15 protein-coding genes are annotated in these 18,510 nt (G+C 66.8%); 12 read left to right on the forward strand and 3 right to left on the reverse strand.

The window, feature by feature from the left end:
• Positions 1-6: 6 nt before the first annotated feature.
• From AO501_RS09385 to AO501_RS09430, 10 genes are all read left to right on the forward strand, one after another.
• Complete coding sequence (locus AO501_RS09385; RefSeq protein ID WP_055577452.1) at positions 7-780, forward strand: MlaE family ABC transporter permease; 774 nt, start codon at positions 7-9, stop codon at positions 778-780.
• On the forward strand, positions 777-1,580 hold the full coding sequence (locus AO501_RS09390; RefSeq protein WP_055577453.1) for an ABC transporter permease: 804 nt from the start codon (positions 777-779) through the stop codon (positions 1,578-1,580). The genes AO501_RS09385 and AO501_RS09390 overlap by 4 nt, the downstream gene beginning before the upstream one ends.
• A gap of 19 nt (positions 1,581-1,599) precedes the next feature.
• On the forward strand, positions 1,600-3,021 hold the full coding sequence (locus AO501_RS09395; RefSeq protein ID WP_055577454.1) for an MCE family protein: 1,422 nt from the start codon (positions 1,600-1,602) through the stop codon (positions 3,019-3,021).
• Positions 3,022-3,045: 24 nt separating this feature from the next.
• A complete protein-coding gene (locus AO501_RS09400) occupies positions 3,046-4,068 on the forward strand; it encodes an MCE family protein (protein WP_082658503.1) in 1,023 nt (340 codons plus the stop codon).
• A complete protein-coding gene (locus AO501_RS09405) occupies positions 4,065-5,354 on the forward strand; it encodes an MCE family protein (protein WP_055577496.1) in 1,290 nt (429 codons plus the stop codon). The genes AO501_RS09400 and AO501_RS09405 overlap by 4 nt, the downstream gene beginning before the upstream one ends.
• Positions 5,351-6,640: an MCE family protein gene (locus AO501_RS09410; RefSeq protein WP_055577456.1), complete on the forward strand. Its 1,290-nt coding sequence runs from the start codon at positions 5,351-5,353 to the stop codon at positions 6,638-6,640. The genes AO501_RS09405 and AO501_RS09410 overlap by 4 nt, the downstream gene beginning before the upstream one ends.
• Positions 6,641-6,672: 32 nt before the next feature.
• The gene (locus AO501_RS09415) at positions 6,673-7,764 is read left to right on the forward strand and encodes a virulence factor Mce family protein (RefSeq protein ID WP_269435171.1); all 1,092 of its coding nucleotides are present in this window, start codon (positions 6,673-6,675) and stop codon (positions 7,762-7,764) included.
• Between the two features lies 1 nt (position 7,765).
• Positions 7,766-9,178: an MCE family protein gene (locus AO501_RS09420; RefSeq protein WP_055577458.1), complete on the forward strand. Its 1,413-nt coding sequence runs from the start codon at positions 7,766-7,768 to the stop codon at positions 9,176-9,178.
• A 66-nt stretch (positions 9,179-9,244) separates the two neighbouring features.
• Positions 9,245-10,552 carry a PucR family transcriptional regulator gene (locus AO501_RS09425; RefSeq protein WP_055577459.1) on the forward strand — a complete coding sequence of 436 codons (1,308 nt, stop codon included), beginning with the start codon at positions 9,245-9,247 and terminating at the stop codon, positions 10,550-10,552.
• Positions 10,549-11,112 carry a 2,4'-dihydroxyacetophenone dioxygenase family protein gene (locus AO501_RS09430; protein ID WP_231752419.1) on the forward strand — a complete coding sequence of 188 codons (564 nt, stop codon included), beginning with the start codon at positions 10,549-10,551 and terminating at the stop codon, positions 11,110-11,112. Before AO501_RS09425 ends, AO501_RS09430 begins: the two co-directional genes overlap by 4 nt.
• On the opposite strand, the gene AO501_RS09435 is transcribed toward AO501_RS09430, so the two are convergent.
• Together AO501_RS09435 and AO501_RS09440 are read right to left on the reverse strand one after the other, a co-directional pair.
• Positions 11,096-13,351: a carbon starvation CstA family protein gene (locus tag AO501_RS09435; RefSeq protein ID WP_055577460.1), complete on the reverse strand. Its 2,256-nt coding sequence runs from the start codon at positions 13,349-13,351 to the stop codon at positions 11,096-11,098. The two genes, AO501_RS09430 and AO501_RS09435, sit on opposite strands and share 17 nt — an antisense overlap.
• Positions 13,352-13,429: 78 nt before the next feature.
• On the reverse strand, positions 13,430-14,953 hold the full coding sequence (locus AO501_RS09440) for an ATP-dependent DNA ligase (RefSeq protein ID WP_055577461.1): 1,524 nt from the start codon (positions 14,951-14,953) through the stop codon (positions 13,430-13,432).
• A gap of 111 nt (positions 14,954-15,064) precedes the next feature.
• On the opposite strand from AO501_RS09440, the gene AO501_RS09445 reads away from it, so the two are divergent.
• A complete protein-coding gene (locus tag AO501_RS09445) occupies positions 15,065-15,823 on the forward strand; it encodes an SDR family NAD(P)-dependent oxidoreductase (RefSeq protein WP_055577462.1) in 759 nt (252 codons plus the stop codon).
• Between the two features lie 71 nt (positions 15,824-15,894).
• Positions 15,895-18,060: an acyl-CoA dehydrogenase gene (locus tag AO501_RS09450; protein ID WP_055577463.1), complete on the forward strand. Its 2,166-nt coding sequence runs from the start codon at positions 15,895-15,897 to the stop codon at positions 18,058-18,060.
• A 93-nt stretch (positions 18,061-18,153) separates the two neighbouring features.
• Here the strand turns inward: AO501_RS09450 and AO501_RS09455 are convergent, their stop codons facing one another.
• Positions 18,154-18,492: a Zn-ribbon domain-containing OB-fold protein gene (locus tag AO501_RS09455; protein WP_055577464.1), complete on the reverse strand. Its 339-nt coding sequence runs from the start codon at positions 18,490-18,492 to the stop codon at positions 18,154-18,156.
• Positions 18,493-18,510: the final 18 nt, after the last annotated feature.

The raw sequence follows: 18,510 nt of genomic DNA on the forward strand, positions 1-18,510 counted from the left end.
CCGCCGATGGTTTCAGTTGAGTTGGAGAGGGTCACCAAGCCGCTGCGATCCGTCGGCGAATTCTTCGCGATGTCACTGGACACGTTCGTGGCCATGTTCAAGCTGCCGTTTCCATGGCGCGAATTCCTGCTGCAGAGCTGGTTCGTGGCACGGGTCTCACTGATTCCGACGCTGCTGCTGACCATTCCGTTCACGGTGCTGGTGGTCTTCACCCTCAACATCCTGTTGGTGGAATTCGGTGCCGCCGACTTCTCCGGCACCGGCGCAGCGACCGCCTCAGTGACCCAGATCGGCCCGGTGGTGACGGTTCTCGTCGTCGCCGGCACCGGGGCCACCGCCATGTGCGCCGACCTCGGTTCCCGCGCGATCCACGACGAGCTCAACGCGTTACGGGTGATGGGCGTGGACCCGATTCGCCGGCTGGCGGCGCCCCGGGTGTTGGCCGCCACCGTTGTCGCGGTGTCCCTGGTGTCGCTGGTGACCCTGGTGGGTCTGGCCGGCTCCTTCGTCTTCTCGGTGTTCGTTCAGCACGTCACACCCGGGGCCTTCGCCGCCGGTCTGACACTGATCACCCACCTGCCCGATCTGATCCTCGGCCTGGTCAAGGGTGCGCTGTTCGGGATGGCGGCGGCCCTGATCGCCTGCTACAAGGGCATTTCCGTGAGCAAGGGGCCGCAGGGCGTGGGCAATGCCGTCAACGAGACGGTCGTCTACTCTTTCATCGCCCTGTTCCTGATCAACATCGTCGCCACCGCGGTCTTCTACACGGGGCCGCAATGAACGTGGTGGCGAGCTGGAATCACGTTGGCGCCCAGGTGGCTTTCTACGCCCGGACATTCGCCGAGATGCGCACCGCCTTCCGGCGGTACGGCAGGGAGATGATACGACTCGTCGCCCAGATGAGCATGGGCACCGGAGCGCTGGCAGTGATCGGCGGGACGGTGGTCATCGTCGGCTTCCTGACCCTCTCGACCGGAGCCGTGATCGCCGTTCAGGGCTACAACCAGCTGTCGGGCATCGGCGTGGAAGCGATGACCGGCTTCATCTCCGCCTACGTCAACGTCCGGATCATCGCCCCGGCGGTGGCCGGTGTGGGCCTGGCCGCCACCATCGGGGCCGGCTCCACCGCGCAACTGGGGGCGATGAGCATCGCCGACGAAATCGACGCGCTGGAAGTCATGGCGGTCCGCTCGGTGGCCTACCTGGTCTCCACCCGGGTGGTGGCCGGTGTCGTCGTGGTCATCCCGCTGTACTGCGTGGCTGTGGTGTGCGCCTTTCAGGCCGCGCGATTCGGAACCACCAGGCTCTATGGACAGTCCACCGGCGTGTACGACCACTACTTCCACACCTTCCTCAACTCGATCGATCTGCTCTGGTCGTTCGTCACGGTGATCGTCGCGGCGATCGCAATCATGTTGGTGCACACCTATTACGGCTACACCGCACGCGGTGGTCCCGCCGGGGTGGGGGAGGCGGTGGGCCACTCCGTGCGCACTTCGTTGATCGTGTTGACCCTTGTGGTGCTTGCGATTTCGCTGTCCGTCCACGGCCAGTCCGGTCACTTCAACTTGTCGGGCTAGCGGGCGGATCGGAGTCGGCATGCAGGAGCCGCGACCAGGGGGAATGCATCCCGCATGGTGGACCCTCATACTGCTCGTGTCGACGATCGGCGTCGTCGCGGCGACCTCGGCGTTGTTCAGTGGGTCGTTCAAATCCTATGTTCCGGTCACCTTGATCTCGGACCGGGCCGGCCTGGTGATGGACCGCGGCGGCAAGGTCAAGATGCGCGGCGTGCAAGTGGGCCGGGTCGGCGCCGTCAGCACCGGCAAAGACGAGGTGCGCCTGCGGCTGGACATCTACCCGGCAGAGATCAGGCACATCCCGGCGAACGTGCGGGCCCGCATCCGGGCGACCACGCTGTTCAGCGCCAAATATGTCGACCTGGTCTACCCCGGTGACCCCAGCGGCCGACACCTGGCCGCCGGCGCTGCGATCAGGGTCGACAGCGTCGGCACCGAGGTCAACACGATGTTCGCCAACCTGGTCAAGGTGCTCAGCCAGATCGACCCGGCCAAGCTGAACGGGGTGCTGTCGGCGCTGGCCGAAGGGCTGCGCGGACACGGGGCAGCCATCGGTCAGGGCGTCACCGATGCCAATGAGGTGCTCCGGGCGGTCAACCCGCGCGCGGAGACGATCCGCGGCGACACCCGGGCGGCCGGCAGCGTCGCTGACACGTATAGTGCTGCGGCACAGGACATTCTGCGAACGCTGGACACAGCCAGCGTCACCAGCTCGACCCTCTCCGACGCACCCGACCTGGATGCCTTGCTGACCAACGTCATCGGGCTGTCGCGCAGCGGAACCCAGGTTCTGGGAGCGAACCGGGACAACCTGATCAAAGCCGTGAACCTGCTGGAGCCCACCACCGGCCTGCTGATGAAGTACAACCCCGGACTGACGTGCATGCTGGTCGGCGCCAAGCTCGCCCTGGACACCGGCTACCTGGACGCGACCGGAGGCGCGAACGGTTACTCACTGGTCATCGACAGCACTCCGCTGTTCGGCGCCGATCAATACCGCTATCCGCAGAACCTGCCGATCGTCGGGGCCAAGGGCGGTCCGGGCGGTAAGCCGGGTTGCGGATCCCTGCCCGACGTAGCAGCGAATTGGCCGCTGCGCCAACTCATCACGGACACCGGCTGGGGAACCGGACTCGACATCCGGCCCAACCCCGGCATCGCGTTCCCCGCCTACGCCGACTACCTCCCGGTCACCCGCGGGATCCCCGAGCCGCCCAGCATCCGCTACCCGGGCGGCCCGGCGCCCGGACCGATCCCGTATCCCGGGGCACCGCCCTACGGCGCCGCGCAGTACGCCCCCGACGGAACTCCGCTCTACCCGGGCTTACCGCCGGCGCCCCCGCCGGGCGCACCGCGCGAACCCGGGCCCGCGCCACCGGGATCCGAACCGTTCGTGCCACCGGCGCCCGCTCAGGTGCAGCCCACCCCGAGCGGCCACTAGTACCCAGGAGCAGACCAGGTGAGAATGACTGTGCTAGGGGCGATCTGGCGGCTCGCTGCCTTCATGGCCGTGTGCGTGCTGGGCTTGGTTGCCATGCTGGCGATCTTCGCCGACCTGCGGTTCGGGAAGGAGAAGCAGTACCACGCGACGTTCAGCAACGTCTCCGGGCTGGAGGCCGACAACTTCGTGCGCATCGCCGGAGTCGAGGTCGGCCAGGTCAAGAAGATCTCGATCCAGGACGACGGCACCGCCCTGGTCGACTTCAGCGCTGACGATTCCGTGGTACTGACCGAGGGCACCCGGGCGGTCATCCGGTACCAGAACCTGATCGGCGGGCGTTATCTCGCCCTGGAGGAAGGACCGGGCGGCGCAAGGCAACTCACGCCGGGCGGCACGATTCCGCTGGCCCGGACCGCGCCCGCCCTGGACCTGGACGCGCTGATCGGCGGCTTCCGGCCGCTGTTCCACGCGCTGGATCCCAACCAGGTCAACATGCTGTCCAGCGAGCTGATCAAGGCCTTCCAGGGTGAGGGCGCCACCATCAGCTCGGTCCTGGTGCGCACCGCGGCACTGACGAACACGCTTGCCGACCGGGGCACGCTGATCGGGCAGGTCATCGGGAACCTGGACACCGTGCTCGGATCGCTGGGCGACCAGAGCACCCAGTTCGCCAAGGCCGTAGACGCATTGGCGCAATTGCTCGCCACATTGGCCGACCGAAAGCAGGACATCAGCACCTCGCTGGCCTACAGCAACGCGGCGGCCGGCTCCGTCACCGATCTGCTGGCACGGGGACGGCAGCCGCTCGGGAAAGCCCTGCACGAGTCGGACCGGATAGCGGGTCTCGCCCTGGACGACCACGACTACTTCGACGATCTGCTCAACACGCTGCCCGATGCCTATCAGATGCTCAATCGCCAGGGCCTGCACGGCGACTTCTTCAGCTTCTATTTGTGTGACCTGATCTTGAAGGTGAACGGCAAAGGGGGGCAACCGGTTTACGTCAAGGTGATCGGTCAGCCGTCGGGGAGGTGCACGCCGCGATGAAGTATTTCTCCGAGCGCAATCCACTTGTCGTCGGCGCAGTCGGCGTGGTGGTCGTCGCCGCGGCGGTGGTGACCGCCCTGACGTACAGCAAGCTGCCGTTCTTCAAATCCGCGAAAGAGTATTCGGCCTACTTCGCCGAAGCGGGCGGGCTGTTGATCGGGACCGCGGTACAGGTCTCGGGATACAAGGCGGGCAAGGTCGACAGTATCGCCCTGGACGGGCCCCGCGTGCTGGTCACCTTCGAGGTCGACAAGCACATCCGGCTCGGCGAACGAACCGAGGCGTCCATCAAGACCAAAAGCCTGTTGGGCGCCAAGATCCTGGAGGTGACACCCCGGGGCGACGGCCGGCTGCGCGGGCCGATTCCGCTCGAGCGCACCACATCGCCCTACCAGCTTCCCGACGCACTCGGGGATCTGGCGGCCACCATCAGTGGACTGGACACCAACCGCCTGTCCGAATCGCTGGGGGTGCTGGCCGACACCTTCTCCGACACCGCACCCGACCTCAAGATCGCGCTGAGCGGCGTGGCCCGGTTCTCCGCGGTGCTGGCCGACCGGGACGCGCAACTGCGAAACCTGTTGTCCAACGCCAATAAAGCGACAACGGTGCTGGCCGGGCGCAGCGACCAGATTGTGCGTCTGGTTGCCGACAGCAATGCCGTCCTCACCCAATTGCGCAGCCAGAGCCGGGCCCTGGATCAGATATCCGGCAACATCGAGGCAGCGAGTCGTCAGGTCAAAGGCTTCATCGCCGAACACCGGCAGACGCTCAAACCGACGCTGGACAGACTCAATGCGGCGCTGGCGATCGTCGACCACCGCAAGGAGCGGATTGCCCTGGCAATCAAGAAGTTCGACGACTACGCGCTGTCGCTGGGCGAGTCCATGTCCACCGGGCCGTGGTTCAACTTCTACATCGCGAACCTGATCCCCGGCCAGTTCATCCAGCCCTTCATCGACGCGGCGTTCTCCGACCTGGGGCTGGACCCCAATGTGCTGTTGCCCTCGCAACTCACGGACCCCGAAGTCGGTCAGCCCGGTACACCGGCGTTGCCGATGCCGTACCCGCGCACCGGCCAGGGCGGCGAGCCACAGTTGACCCTGCCGGACGCCATCACCGGTAACCCCGGCGATCCCCGCTATCCCTACCGCGAACCGCCGCCCGCACCACCGCCAGGCGGGCCGCCCCCGGGACCACCGGCATTGGCGCCCGGTCAGACGTCCCCGCCGCCGGTGCCGACGCACCCGCCGGTGTTCGTGCCGGCCCCGGGGGAACAGCGATGAAACGCAACGTCATTCGCCTCGGACTGGGTGCCGTGCTGGTGCTCACCCTGATCGCCGGAGTGGCGGCGGCCTGGCATGGCCTGGCGGCTTCCGGCAAGACCAGGGTGGTCGCCTACTTCCAGAACAGCAACGGCATCTTCGCAGGCGACGAGGTGCGCATCCTGGGGGTAGCCGTCGGCAAGATCGACACCATCGAACCCCAACCCCGACGCGTCAAGATCACCTTCTTCTACGACTCCAAGTACCAGGTGCCCGCCGACGCCAAAGCGGTGATCCTGTCGCCGTCACTCGTCACATCGCGGGCCATTCAGCTCACGCCGGCCTACACCGGCGGCCCGCAACTGCCCAACGACGCCGTGATCCCCCTGGAGCGCACCGCCGTACCGGTGGAGTGGGACGACCTGCGTTCGGATCTGGAAAGACTCGCGCAGATGCTGCAGCCCACCCGGCCCGGCAACGTCAGCCCCCTCGGCGCGGTCGTCAACACCGCCGCCGCCAACCTGCGGGGCCAGGGCGCAACCATCCGGGACACCCTTCTCGAGCTCTCCCAGGCTGTTTCGGCGATCGCCGACCACAGCAACGACCTCTTCAGCACGGTGCGCAACCTGTCGATCCTGGTTTCGGCGCTGCAGAGCAGCGCGGACCTGATGAGGCAGCTCAACGAGAACCTCGCCGCGGTGACCGGACTGCTGGCCAACGATCCCAACGAAGTCGGCAGTGCCGTGGCTGCCCTTGCCGAGGTGACCCGTGACGTCACGGGATTCGTGGCCGAGAATCGGGAAGCGCTGGGCACTTCGGCCGACCAGCTCGCGTCGGTGTCCCAGGTGCTCAACGCCAGTCTCGGCGACATCAAGCAGGCACTGCACATCGCCCCGACCGAACTGCAGAACTTCATGAACATCTACCAGCCGGCGCAGGGCACGTTGAGCGGAGCGCCGGCGTTCAACAACTTCGCGAATCCCATCGCTTTTCTCTGCGGAGCCATCCAGGCGGCGTCGAGGCTGGGGTACCAGCAGTCGGCGAAGTTGTGTGTGCGGTACCTGGCGCCGATCATCAAGAACCGTCAGTACAACTTCCCGCCGCTGGGCGAGAACACGGTGGTCGGTGCCACGGCGCGACCCAATGAGGTGACCTACAGCGAGGACTGGCTGCGGCCGGACTACGTTCCACCACAACCGAATACGCCATTCGGGGCCGGACTTGTGCCGTTGCCGGCCGAGATCCACGCCACCGATCCCGCCGACGGACTGCCGGGACTGCTGCTGCCGGAGGGGGGTAACCGATGATTCGCCGTGCGACGGCAGCTCTGTTGTTGGGGATGGTTGTGCTGGTTCTGGGTGGCTGCGGATGGCGCGGTCTCAATTCGTTGCCACTGCCGGGCAGCGTCGGAAACGGCCCCGGCTCGTTCATGATTCACGTCCAAATGCCCGATGTCGGGACCCTGGAGCAGAACTCCCGCGTCCAGGTTGGCGATGTCACCGTCGGCAACGTCACCAGGATCGAGCGACAGGCCTGGCATGCGCTGCTCACCATCAGGCTCAACGGTGACGTCGACCTGCCGGCCAACGCGACCGCGACGATCGGACAGACCAGCCTGCTCGGTTCGCTGCACATCGAACTGGCACCGCCGGCCGACGTCCCGCCGCAGGGGAAGCTGAGAGAGGGATCGCTGATCGCCCTGGCGTCGGCCGGCAGTTACCCGTCGACCGAGCAGACCCTGGCAGCTATCTCGTTGCTGCTCAACGGCGGTGGCATCGGCCAGATTCAGGACATCACCGAGTCGTTGAGCACGGCTCTGTCCGGACGGGCCGACGACCTGCGCAGCCTGATCGGGCAGCTGGACCGGTTCACCGGCTCCGTGAACGATCAGACCGGTGACATTCTGGCCGCTACTGAACACCTGAACAACCTGGTCGGCCAGCTCGCCGAGCAGCGTCCGGTACTGGACCGGGCGCTTGCGACCATGCCGAATGCGCTTGCCACCCTCAAACAGGAGCGCCAGCAACTGGTCGAAGCCCTCGATCAGATCGGCAAATTCAGTGCCCTGGCGGCCGACTCCGCCAACCAGACCAAGGACGCTCTGGTCAAGGAGCTGAAAGACCTGGGGCCGGTGCTGGAATCACTCGCCAATGCCGGTCCGGCACTGACGCGCTCGCTGGGACTGCTGCCCACCTACCCTTTCCCGAAGGACACCATCAGCAAGTGGGCCCGCGGCGACTACGCGAACCTGACCGCAATCATCGACCTGACACTGAGCCGGCTCGACGCATCCTTCCTCACCGGCACCCGGTTCGAGGGCAATCTGACCGAGCTCGAACTACAGTGGGGCCGCACCATCGGCCAGATGCCCAGCCCGGCTACTGCCGGCAATCCCCTTGTGGCGCCTTATCATTGGGATCAGGGGCCCTGACATGCCGCCGCTGACAAGACGAATCCTGATCCAGCTGGCGATCTTCGGGGTGGTCGCGCTGGTGGGTGGCGCCGCGATGGCCCTGGGTTATATGCAGTTGCCGGCCATGTTCGGCGTGGGACGCTACCAGGTCACCGTGGAGTTGCCGCAGGCCGCGGGTCTCTACGTCAGTGGGAACGTCACCTATCGCGGCACCGAGGTCGGCCGCGTCGAGAGCGTGCGGCTCACCGACACCGGTGTCGCGGCCGTGCTTTCGCTCAAATCGGGCGTTGACATCCCTTCCGATCTCGATGCTCAGGTGCACAGCCAGTCGGCGGTGGGGGAGCAGTACGTGGCGCTGTTGCCGCGCCGCGATTCCCGGCCGCTGCGCAACGGCGACGTGATCACCCGGGACCGTGTGTCGGTGCCGCCCGATCTGGACACCTTGCTGGACTCGGTCAACAGGGGTATGGAAGCGATCCCGCGCGACAACCTGAAAACCGTTGTGGACGAGTCTTTCACGGCCGTGGGTGGCCTGGGACCGGAGCTTTCCAGGCTGGTGACGGGCACCAGCGCGCTGTCCAGTGACGCCCGGAAGAATTTGGGGCCGTTGCTGACGCTCATCGACCACTCCAGGCCGGTACTGGACAGCCAGGCGGCGTCCCCGGACGCGGTAACGCAGTGGGCCGCCCATCTGTCCGACATCAGCTCGGGGCTGCAGCGAAACGACGGCGCCCTGAAAGACGTGCTGCGTGCCGCGGGACCCGCGGCGATCGAGGTGCGCCGGCTGTTGGACCGGGTGAACCCGACGCTGCCGATCCTGCTGTCCAATCTGGTCGGCGTCGGCCAGGTCGCCCTGACGTATCACGCCGGAATCGAGCAGCTGCTCGTGCTGCTTCCCCAGGCCGTGGCGACGATTCAGGCCATCGGCGTCCCCAACCGAAACACCAAACAGGCCTACCGGGGCGCCTTCCTGAGTTTCAATCTGCGGCTCAACCTGCCGCCGCCGTGTACCACCGGCTACCTGCCGGCCCAACAGCAGCGGGTGCCTTCCTGGGAGGATCACCCGGACCGGCCGCCGGGTGATCTGTACTGCCGGGTGCCGCAAGATTCGCCGAACAACGTTCGCGGCGTTCGCAATACACCGTGCGTAGCACAACCGGGCAAACGCGCGCCCACGGTCGCGATGTGTGAGAGCGATCAAACCTATGTACCGCTCAACGACGGCTACAACTGGAAGGGCGACCCGAACGCGACGCTGTCGGGTCAGCCCGTCCCGCAACTGCCACCGCCGGTACCGGTACCGGCCGCCGAGTACGACCCCGCCACCGGCAGTTACCTCGGCCCCGACGGGCGCGTTCACACCCAGTCTGATCTGGCCATCGCCGGCGGGCAGCGCACCTGGCAGTCGATGCTGCTGCCGCCCGGCAGTTGATCGGGGCAGTCACGCACATCGGCCGAGCATTGTGGCAGCGGCACAACGGGATTAGATTCTGCCCCTATGGAGCCTCAATGGCGGTCGCTTCGGGAGCCGGCCGCCCGGCGCGTGTGGGAACAGGTGTTGCGGCCGGTCGCTGCCCAATTGCGCTCGGAAGCAACAGAACTGGCTGCGGAGATAGTTGAGCGGTACCAGGCCGTAGTGCCCACGGTAGTGCCCGACCCACCGGCTGTGTCCGAGCAGCTGATCAGCGTCGAAGACAGTCTGCGCCAAGTAGCCCAGTGCATCGATATGGGCGACGACCCGCGCGGGCTCGAACTCACCCCATCCACCGTCGTCATTGCGCGCTCCGGTGTGCAACGAGGGATACCTCTCAACGATCTTTTTCGATCGGTGCGCCTGGCGCACGAGAGAGCGTGGCAGTGGACGTTCAAGCAGATCGTGGCGAGGGCGCCGACACCCGAACAGGCCGCGAGCCTCGAGCTTGTGAGCACCTTCTTCTTCGCTTATGCCGACGTGATTCTGCTCGAGGCCGAGCACCACTACGAAATCGAGCGTGAAGCGTGGCTGCGAGGGACGGCTGCCGCGCGGGCAGCGGCGGTGGAAGACATCCTCGCCGGAACCGAAGTCGACGCTCAACGTGCTTCGAAACGTATGCGCTATGACATCAACCGCCACCACCTCGGTGTCCGCGCCTGGCTCGATAGCTCGAGTGACGACCCCGGGTTGCAGAGCACACTCACGGCGGCGCTGTGGCAGCTCACCGAGGCGCTGTCGGCGCAAAGTCCCATGATCCTTCCCGCCGGTTCGATGGCAGTCACAGCCTGGCTCAGCCGGCCGCAGGCGTTCACCGCGGCCGAGCTGGCGTCACTGGGCGATGACGCTCGATCACCCGACGGGGTCTCGGTGGCGGTCGGTGAGCCGGGATGGGGGATCGGCGGCTTCCGGCGCACCTATCGCGAAGCCTCGCACGCCCACCGACTCGCTTCGTTGCTGGGCGAGCGTGCCGCGGTCGTGACTCGTTACCGAGACGTGGCGGTCGCGGCGCTGGCCAGCGCGGACGACGAGCATGCCGTGGCATTCGTCAAGCGCGTCCTCGGGCCGTTGGCCGTCGACGATGAAGCGACTTACCGTATCGCGGCCACCCTGGCGGTGTACCTCGATGAAAACCGGAGTCCGGGCAAGGCGGCGCAACGGCTTTCGGTGCACCCCAACACCGTCAGCTATCGCGTCCACCAGGCGGAGCAACTGCTCGGCCGCCAGATCGACAACAACACCCTGGAGCTGTCGGTGGCCCTGGCGTTGCTGCCCGCGGTGCGTGGGCTCACCGAGCACGGTGGTTTTGTGGCGGCAACACAAATGCGTTGGTGAACTCTGTCGCCCCGCCCCGAGCCGATGTCGCGACCGTTGCTTACCGTTTTGCGGCATCGGCGCCCATGCCGATCCCGGACGAGGAGGAGCAGATGCAAGCGCTACAGGAACTCGACGTCAACTACATGCACGGGTCTGACAACCCGTGGGTACCCTTCACGCCCCTGAGCGACCAGGTCTTCTTGAAATACTGGAAGATCGATCCGGTGCGCGCGGAGTCTATCGTGTCGATGAAGATCCCCGCCGGGGTCGAACTGGGAACCCACTATCACACTGGAATCGTTGTGGCGCATACCATTAGCGGAGCGTGGCGCTACAAGGAGAGCGACTGGATCGCGCGGGCCGGCGACACCCTGTACGAGGTGGCGGGTTCGTCGCACACTCCCGAGAGCTTCGAGGACACCGAGGTCTTTTTCATTCTGGTCGGTGAGTTGCTGTTCCTCGACGAGGACAACAGGATCCTGTGGCAGGAAAACCACAAAACATCGCTTCAGCGATACCACACCTACTGTGCCGAAAATGGAATACCGGCAAGGGATCTGACTAGCTGGGGTCCCTAGCGGCCACCGCATCCCACTGGCGCTGCACCTCACGTTCGGCGGCGGTGGGGATCAGCCCGGACGGCGCGAAGCGCCGGGAGTTCACCTGATCGTCTTCGGTCAACGGCCTTCCGGCGCCTCGAATCACCTTGACTGACAGCAGGATCGCGGCGGCGACGATGACCAGGACCACTGCTGCGAAGACGATCGACAGGGTGCCTTGCACGAACGCGTTGCGGATGACGTCGTCGAGCTGCTGCGCGGTGGCCGCCGAACCGAAGGATGTCTTGCCGGCGTCGCGGGCCGCCGAGTACTGGAAGTACTGCGTCCAGTAACCGACTTTGGGGTCCCCGGAGAAGATCTTCTGCCACGATGCCGTCAGCGTGACCGCCAGATCCCACAACAGCGGAACACCGGGAATCCAGGCCCATTTCACGTGGCCCCTCTTGATCACGATCACCGTGATGACGGTCAGCGAGATACCCGCGAGCAATTGGTTGGCGATTCCGAACAGCGGGTAAAGCGAGTTGATGCCACCCAACGGGTCGGTCACGCCGAGCAGTAGCGTGCTGCCCCACGCGGCGACCACCACCAGGCTGCACAGCCAGGCACCCGGGCGCCAACTGGGATTGCGGAACTTGTGCAGTGCGGGGCCCAGGTTTCCGAGTGCGTCGGAGACCATGAATCGCGCGACCCTGGTACCGGCGTCGACGGTGGTCAGGATGAACAGCGCCTCGAACATGATCGCGAAGTGGTACCAGAAGGCCTTGAGGGCGGTGCCGCCGAACACCCGGTGCAGAATCTCCGACATCCCGAAGGCCAGGGTCGGGGCACCGCCGGTGCGCGAGATGATCGTTTTTTCACCGACACCGGCAGCGGCTTGATTGATCTGCTCCGTGGTCGCCGACGGCCCACTCAACCCGAGCCCGTTGACGTACCGCGCGGCGGTGGCGGCGGTGTCGTGAGTCTGCGCCGACGGCGCGTTGATCGCAAAATACAAGTGCTGGTCGAGAATTGATGCGGTCAGCAGCGCGACGACGGCGACGAACGACTCGGTGATCATTCCGCCGTAGCCGATGAGGCGCATCTGCCCTTCCTTTTCGAGCATCTTGGGCGTCGTCCCGGAGCAGACGAGCGAATGAAAGCCGGACAGCGCACCGCAGGCGATGGTGATGAAAAGGAACGGGAACAACGAACCGGCGAAGACCGGACCATCGCCGCTGAGAGCGAACCGCGAGACCGGCGGCGCCTCGAGGACCGGATGCGCCACACAGACGCCGATTGCCAGCAGGGTGATGGTGCCGACCTTCATGAAGGTCGACAGATAGTCACGCGGTGCCAGCAGGAGCCACACCGGCAACACCGATGCCGCGAGGCCGTAGACGATGAGCAGCCAGGCCAGCGTGACCGGCGACAGGGTGAACCACCTTGCGCCCCAGGACGTACCGGCGACCCAGTCACCCGAGATCACGGCGAGCAGCAGCAGGCCCACCCCGATCGCCGACACCTCCGAGATCTTCCCGGGACGCAGGAATCGCAGGTAGCAACCCATGAACAGGGCGATCGGGATGGTCATGGCGATCGAGAAGACACCCCACGGGCTCTGCGCCAGCGCGCGGACGATGATCAGCGCAAGCACCGCGATCAGGATGGTGATGATGACCGGTATGCCCAGCAGCGCTGCCGCTCCGGCGGTCGCGCCGAGTTCGTCGCGGACCATCTGACCCAGTGATCGGCCGCGCCGACGTGTGGAGATCCACAGCGTCAGGTAGTCCTGCACGCATCCGCCGAGCACGGCGCCGACGACGATCCAGATGCTGCTGGGCAGGAAACCCATCTGGGTGGCGAGCACTGGGCCGACGAGTGGACCGGCGCCCGCGATCGCGGCGAAGTGATGGCCGAACACCACCCGCCGGTCGGTCGGCACATAGTCGGTGCCGTCGTCGAGAATTTCCGCCGGTGTCGCGAAGTCGTCCCTGGGGCGGACGATCTTCGCCTCGATCAGCCTGGCGTAGAACCGGAACGCGATGATGTAGGTGCACACCGCCGCGACCACGATCCACACGGCGTTGACCGCCTCGCCGCGGACGAAGGCGACGATCGTCCAGGCGGTCGCGCCGATGACCGCGATGAGACCGAAGACGACCTTGTGTCTGAGGTTGATGGGGGAGCGGTCGACGATGGCGACGGGTGGGAGGTCAGGCTCGGTGCGGATGTAGCTGATGTCGCTGTCCACCCGGGCTCCCTTCCAGCGGCCGATAGCGACTGTGAATCTACCGACGCCTCCGCGGCGTGTCGCGTCGTGAGGTTCCCACTCGGCGCCGGAACAGCGGCGGGATCAGTACATGGCGCGCACGGCGTCGATGGTGTCGGCCTCAGCGGGGCTCTTGTCGTCGCGGTAGCGCAGCACCCGCGCGAACCGCAGAGCCACGCCGCCGGGATAGCGGCTCGAGCCCTGCACCCCGTCCAGGGCGATTTCGACCACCTGCTCGGGTCTGACCGCTACGACGTACCCGTCGGTGCCGTCGGTCGCCAACTCGGTGAACCGCCGGGTCTGCCACTCCAGCATGGTGTCGGTCATCCCCTTGAAAGTCTTGCCGACCATGACGAAGCCGCCGGATTCTGGGTCGCGGGCGCCGAGATGGATGTTGGACAACTTGCCGCTGCGACGTCCCGAACCCCACTCCACGGCCAGCACCACCAGGTCCAGGGTGTGCACCGGCTTGACCTTCAACCAGCCCGCCCCGCGCCGCCCCGCCTGATACGGGGCGTCCGGCGCCTTGGCCATCACACCCTCGTGACCTGCGGCCAGAGTTGCGTCCAGGAATGCGGTCGCGGCCGTGGCATCGGAAGTGACCAGCCGATCCACCCGGTGCTGCGCGGGCACCAGCTCATCCAGAGCGGCGAGCCGCTCGGTGGTCGGCGCATCGAGTAGATCCGCGCCGTCGCGATGCAGGATGTCGAAGAAGAACACCGAGAGCGGTTGCTTGTCGCGCGCGGCAGCCACATCCACCGATCGCCCGAATCGCGACGCGGTGACCTGAAAGCGGTGCGGCCTGTTGTCCGGGCGCAGCGCGATCGCCTCCCCGTCGGCGATCAGGTCGGACACGGGCAGGGCCAGCGTGGCCTCCACGACCTCGGGCAACCGGGCGGTGACGTCGTCGAGGCTGCGGGTGTAGACGGTGACATCATCACCGCGGCGGTGGATCTGCACTCGCGCGCCGTCCAGCTTCGCTTCGAAAATCGTTGTGCCGTCGTGGCGTTCGAGCGCACCCGCGACATCGGTCGCGGTCTGCGCCAGCATCGGTCCGACCGGTCGGCCGACCTGCAGCGTGAAGGCGTCCAGTGATCCGCCGGTCAGGGCCGCCGCCGCCACGGCCGGCAGATCCCCGCCCAGCATCGCCGCTCGTTGCACCGCGGCGGCGGGCAGCCCGGCGGCCCTGGCCACGGCGTCGGTCATGATGCCGATCAGCGCGCCTTGGCGCAGTTCGCCACCGAGCAGACGGGCCAGGAAGGTGTGCTCGGGTTCGGTTGCCGCGGCGAACAGCCCGGTGAGCAGGGCGGCCCGCCGCGCCTGGGACCCCTTGCCCGCGACGGAGCCGATCTCGGTGAACGTGGCGTCCACCTGCCCGACGGTGAGCGTGGCTTCCGGTGCCGGAGGGGGTAGTGAGCGCAACGCGGCCCAGCCGACGCCGATCTGGCGCTGTCGGAGCTCACCGGAAAGCCACGACACCACAGTCGCGACCAGCTCGGGATCGGTGGCAGCACCGCGCAGCAGGTCGGCGATGTGGGCCACCTTGGTCAGCCGCGACGAGGTGGCGCCCACATTAAGCGAAGTGCTTGCTACATCGACAAGGAGCACGTTTCGAGCTTGGCATGGCTCGGTGACAAGGTGTCGGAGCCAACCCGCTACCGTGACGGGTTAACGTTACAAATCTCAGTCAAAGTGACAACCCAGATATTGGAGGTTCGGGTGGAGATCAGCGGGAAGAAGGTCGTCGTCATCGGCGGCGCCTCGGGGATGGGACGTGCCAGCGCCGAACTTCTGCACCAGCGCGGTGCCCAGGTGGCGGTGCTCGACCGGGAGAGTTCGGACGGCAAGGCGGTAGCCGACGGGATCGACGGGAAGTTCTATCCGGTCGATGTCACCGACTTCGCCGGCACCGAGCAGGCGTTGCAGGCCGCGGTCGACGATCTCGGTGGCCTGCACGTCACGGTGACGACCGCCGGTGGTGGCATCGCCAAGCGGACCATGACGAAGTCCGGCCCGCACGACCTGGAGTCCTTCCAGTCCGTCATCGACCTGAACCTGATCGCCACGTTCAACATCAGCCGACTGGCCGCCGCGCACATGGCCAAGAACGACCCCGAGGATGAGGAGCGCGGCGTGATCATCAACACCGCGTCCATCGCGGCGTTCGAGGGCCAGATCGGACAGGTCGCCTACACCGCCGCCAAGGCCGGCATCGCGGGCATGTGCCTGACCATGGCGCGCGACCTCGGGTCGCTGGGGATCCGGGTACTGGCGATCGCGCCGAGCCTGTTCGCCACGGGCCTGACCCAGGGCATCCCGGACGAGTTCGCCGCGGCGCTGACCAAGGACGCGGCGTTCCCGAAGCGTCTCGGCCGGCCCGAAGAGTACGCCAAGCTGGTCGCCGCCATCGTGGACAACCCGATGCTGAACGGCCAGTGCCTGCGGCTGGACGCGGGGCAGCGCTTCGCGCCCAAGTAGCACCCCGGCGCTCCTCACGGCGCATTGAGTACACTCTTTAGGGAATCAGCAGCGCCGCGAGGAGGACCCGCATGGGTATCGCATTGACCGACGACCATCGCGAACTCGCCGAGGTGACCCGCGGGTTTCTGACCTCGCAGAAGGCGCGGGCGGCGGCGCGGTCGCTGCTCGACGCGCCGGAGGAGACGCGGCCGTCGTTCTGGCAGGGCTTGGCGGAACTGGGTTGGCTCGGCCTGCACATCGGCGAAGAGCACGGCGGGTCCGGCTACGGACTGCCCGAACTGGTGGTGGTGATCGAAGAACTCGGGCGGGCCGTCGCGCCGGGCCCGTTCGTGCCGACGGTGATCGCCTCAGCGGTGATCGCCCATGACGGCGCCGCCGATCAGCAGGCGCGGTTGTTGCCCGGCCTGATCGACGGAACCGTCACCGCCGGCGTCGGTTTGGCCGGCGGCGTACGGGTTTCCGACGGTGTCGCCGACGGCGAGGCCGGGGTGGTGCTCGGTGCCGGACTGGCCGACGTGCTGTTGCTCGTCGCCGGTGACGACGTGCTGGTACTGGACCGCGGACGGTCCGGCATCACCATCGAGGTGCCGGAGAACCTCGATCCGACGCGACGCTCCGGGCGCGTTCGCCTTCAGAACGTGAAGGTGACCGACGACGACATCCTGTCCGGCGCCGCCGCGTCGGCGCTGGCCCGGGCGCGCATACTGCTGGCCGCCGAGGCCGTCGGCGGTGCGACCGACTGCGTCGAGTCGGCGGTGGAGTACGCCAAGGTGCGCAAGCAGTTCGGCCGCACCATCGCGACTTTCCAAGCGGTGAAACATCATTGCGCGAACATGCTGGTGGCTGCGGAGTCCGCGCTGGCCGCAGTGTGGGACGCCGCCCGGGCGGCCTCCGAAGACGAGGATCAGTTCCGGCTGGTCTCGGCAGTCGCCGCCACGCTGGCGTTCCCGGCCTACGCGCGCAATGCGGAGCTCAACATCCAGGTGCACGGCGGCATCGGATTCACCTGGGAGCACGACGCGCATCTGCATCTGCGGCGCGCTCTGGTTTCCTCGGCCCTGCTCGGCGGCGACGGGCCGGCCCGCGATGTCTTCGATCTCACCGCTGCCGGCGTCGTGCGGGAGAACAGTCTGGACCTCCCACCGGAAGCCGAGGAGCTGCGGACCCAGATCCGGGCCGATGCCGCCGAACTCGCCGCACTGGAGAAGAAGGCCCAGCGCGACAAGCTGATCGAGACGGGCTACGTGATGCCGCACTGGCCCAAGCCGTGGGGCCGGGCCGCCGATGCGGTGGAGCAACTCGTCATCGAAGAGGAGTTCCGTGCGGCCGGCGTCAAACGCCCCGACTACGGCATCACGGGCTGGGTCATCCTCACCCTGATCCAGCACGGAACCGACTGGCAGATAGAAAGATTCGTCGAGAAGGCGCTGCGAAAAGACGAGATCTGGTGCCAGCTGTTCTCCGAACCGGAGGCCGGCTCGGATGCGGCGTCGGTCAAGACCCGCGCCACCCGGGTGGACGGCGGGTGGAAGATCAACGGGCAGAAGGTCTGGACCAGTGGGGCGCAGTACTGCGCACGCGGCCTGGCCACCGTGCGCACCGACCCGGAGGCGCCCAAGCACGCCGGCATCACCACCGTGATTGTGGACATGAAGGCACCCGAGGTCGAGGTGCGTCCGCTGCGCCAGATCACTGGCGGTGCGGAGTTCAACGAGGTGTTCTTCAATGACCTGTTCGTGCCCGACGAGGACGTCGTCGGCGCACCCAACTCCGGGTGGACGGTGGCGCGCGCCACGCTGGGCAACGAGCGGGTCAGCATCGGGGGCAGCGGCTCGTTCTACGAGGGGCTGGCCGGCGAATTGGTGAAGCAGGCGCAGCGTCGTGCAGATCAGTTGGCGGGCGCGGTGATTCGGGTCGGGACCTACCTGGCCGAGGAGAACGCGCTGCGGCTGCTGAACCTGCGCCGTGCGGCCCGCAGCGTGGAGGGCGCGGGCCCGGGGCCCGAAGGCAACGTCACCAAGCTGAAGCTGGCCGACCACATGATCGAGGGCGCCGCCATTTCGACGGCGCTGGCCGGTCCGGAGACGGCTCTGCTGGACGGACCTGCCGCGCTGGCCGGGCGGATGGTGATGGGCGCGCGCGGCATGGCGATTGCCGGTGGCACTTCAGAGGTCACCCGCAACCAGATCGCCGAGCGGATTCTCGGCATGCCGCGCGACCCGCTGATCAACTGAGGGGCGCGCCGAGCTGGCGAGGAGCACCCGCGAGCAGACGCAAAATCGCATCAAAATCCTAGATTTTGTGCGATTTTGCGTCTGCTCGCGCAACTAGGCGACGGGCGCGAACAGCGGGGCTCCGCTGGTGCCCCGCTCCGGGCGGATGGCGACAGGCATCCCGCACGTCACTGAATCCGGTTCGCAGTCAACGATATTGGCCGCGACACGGAGGCCGCTCTGCTCAGCCAGTTCGACCAGGGCGATCACGTACGGTGTCGGGATCTCCGGGTTGTAGGGGTGGTAGTTAACGGTGTAGGTGAACACCGTCCCGTGGCCGGAGACAGGCTTGGCGCTCAGGGGCCCGCCGCAGTCGCGGCATTCGCCTGCGGCGGGATGAACCCAGTGTGCGCAGCTGTCGCAGTGCTCGACGAGCAACGGGGAAGTCGACACGACGAATACAGTACACTC

The sequence above is a fragment of the Mycobacterium gordonae genome (assembly GCF_001417955.2).
Lineage (GTDB): Bacteria > Actinomycetota > Actinomycetes > Mycobacteriales > Mycobacteriaceae > Mycobacterium > Mycobacterium gordonae_B.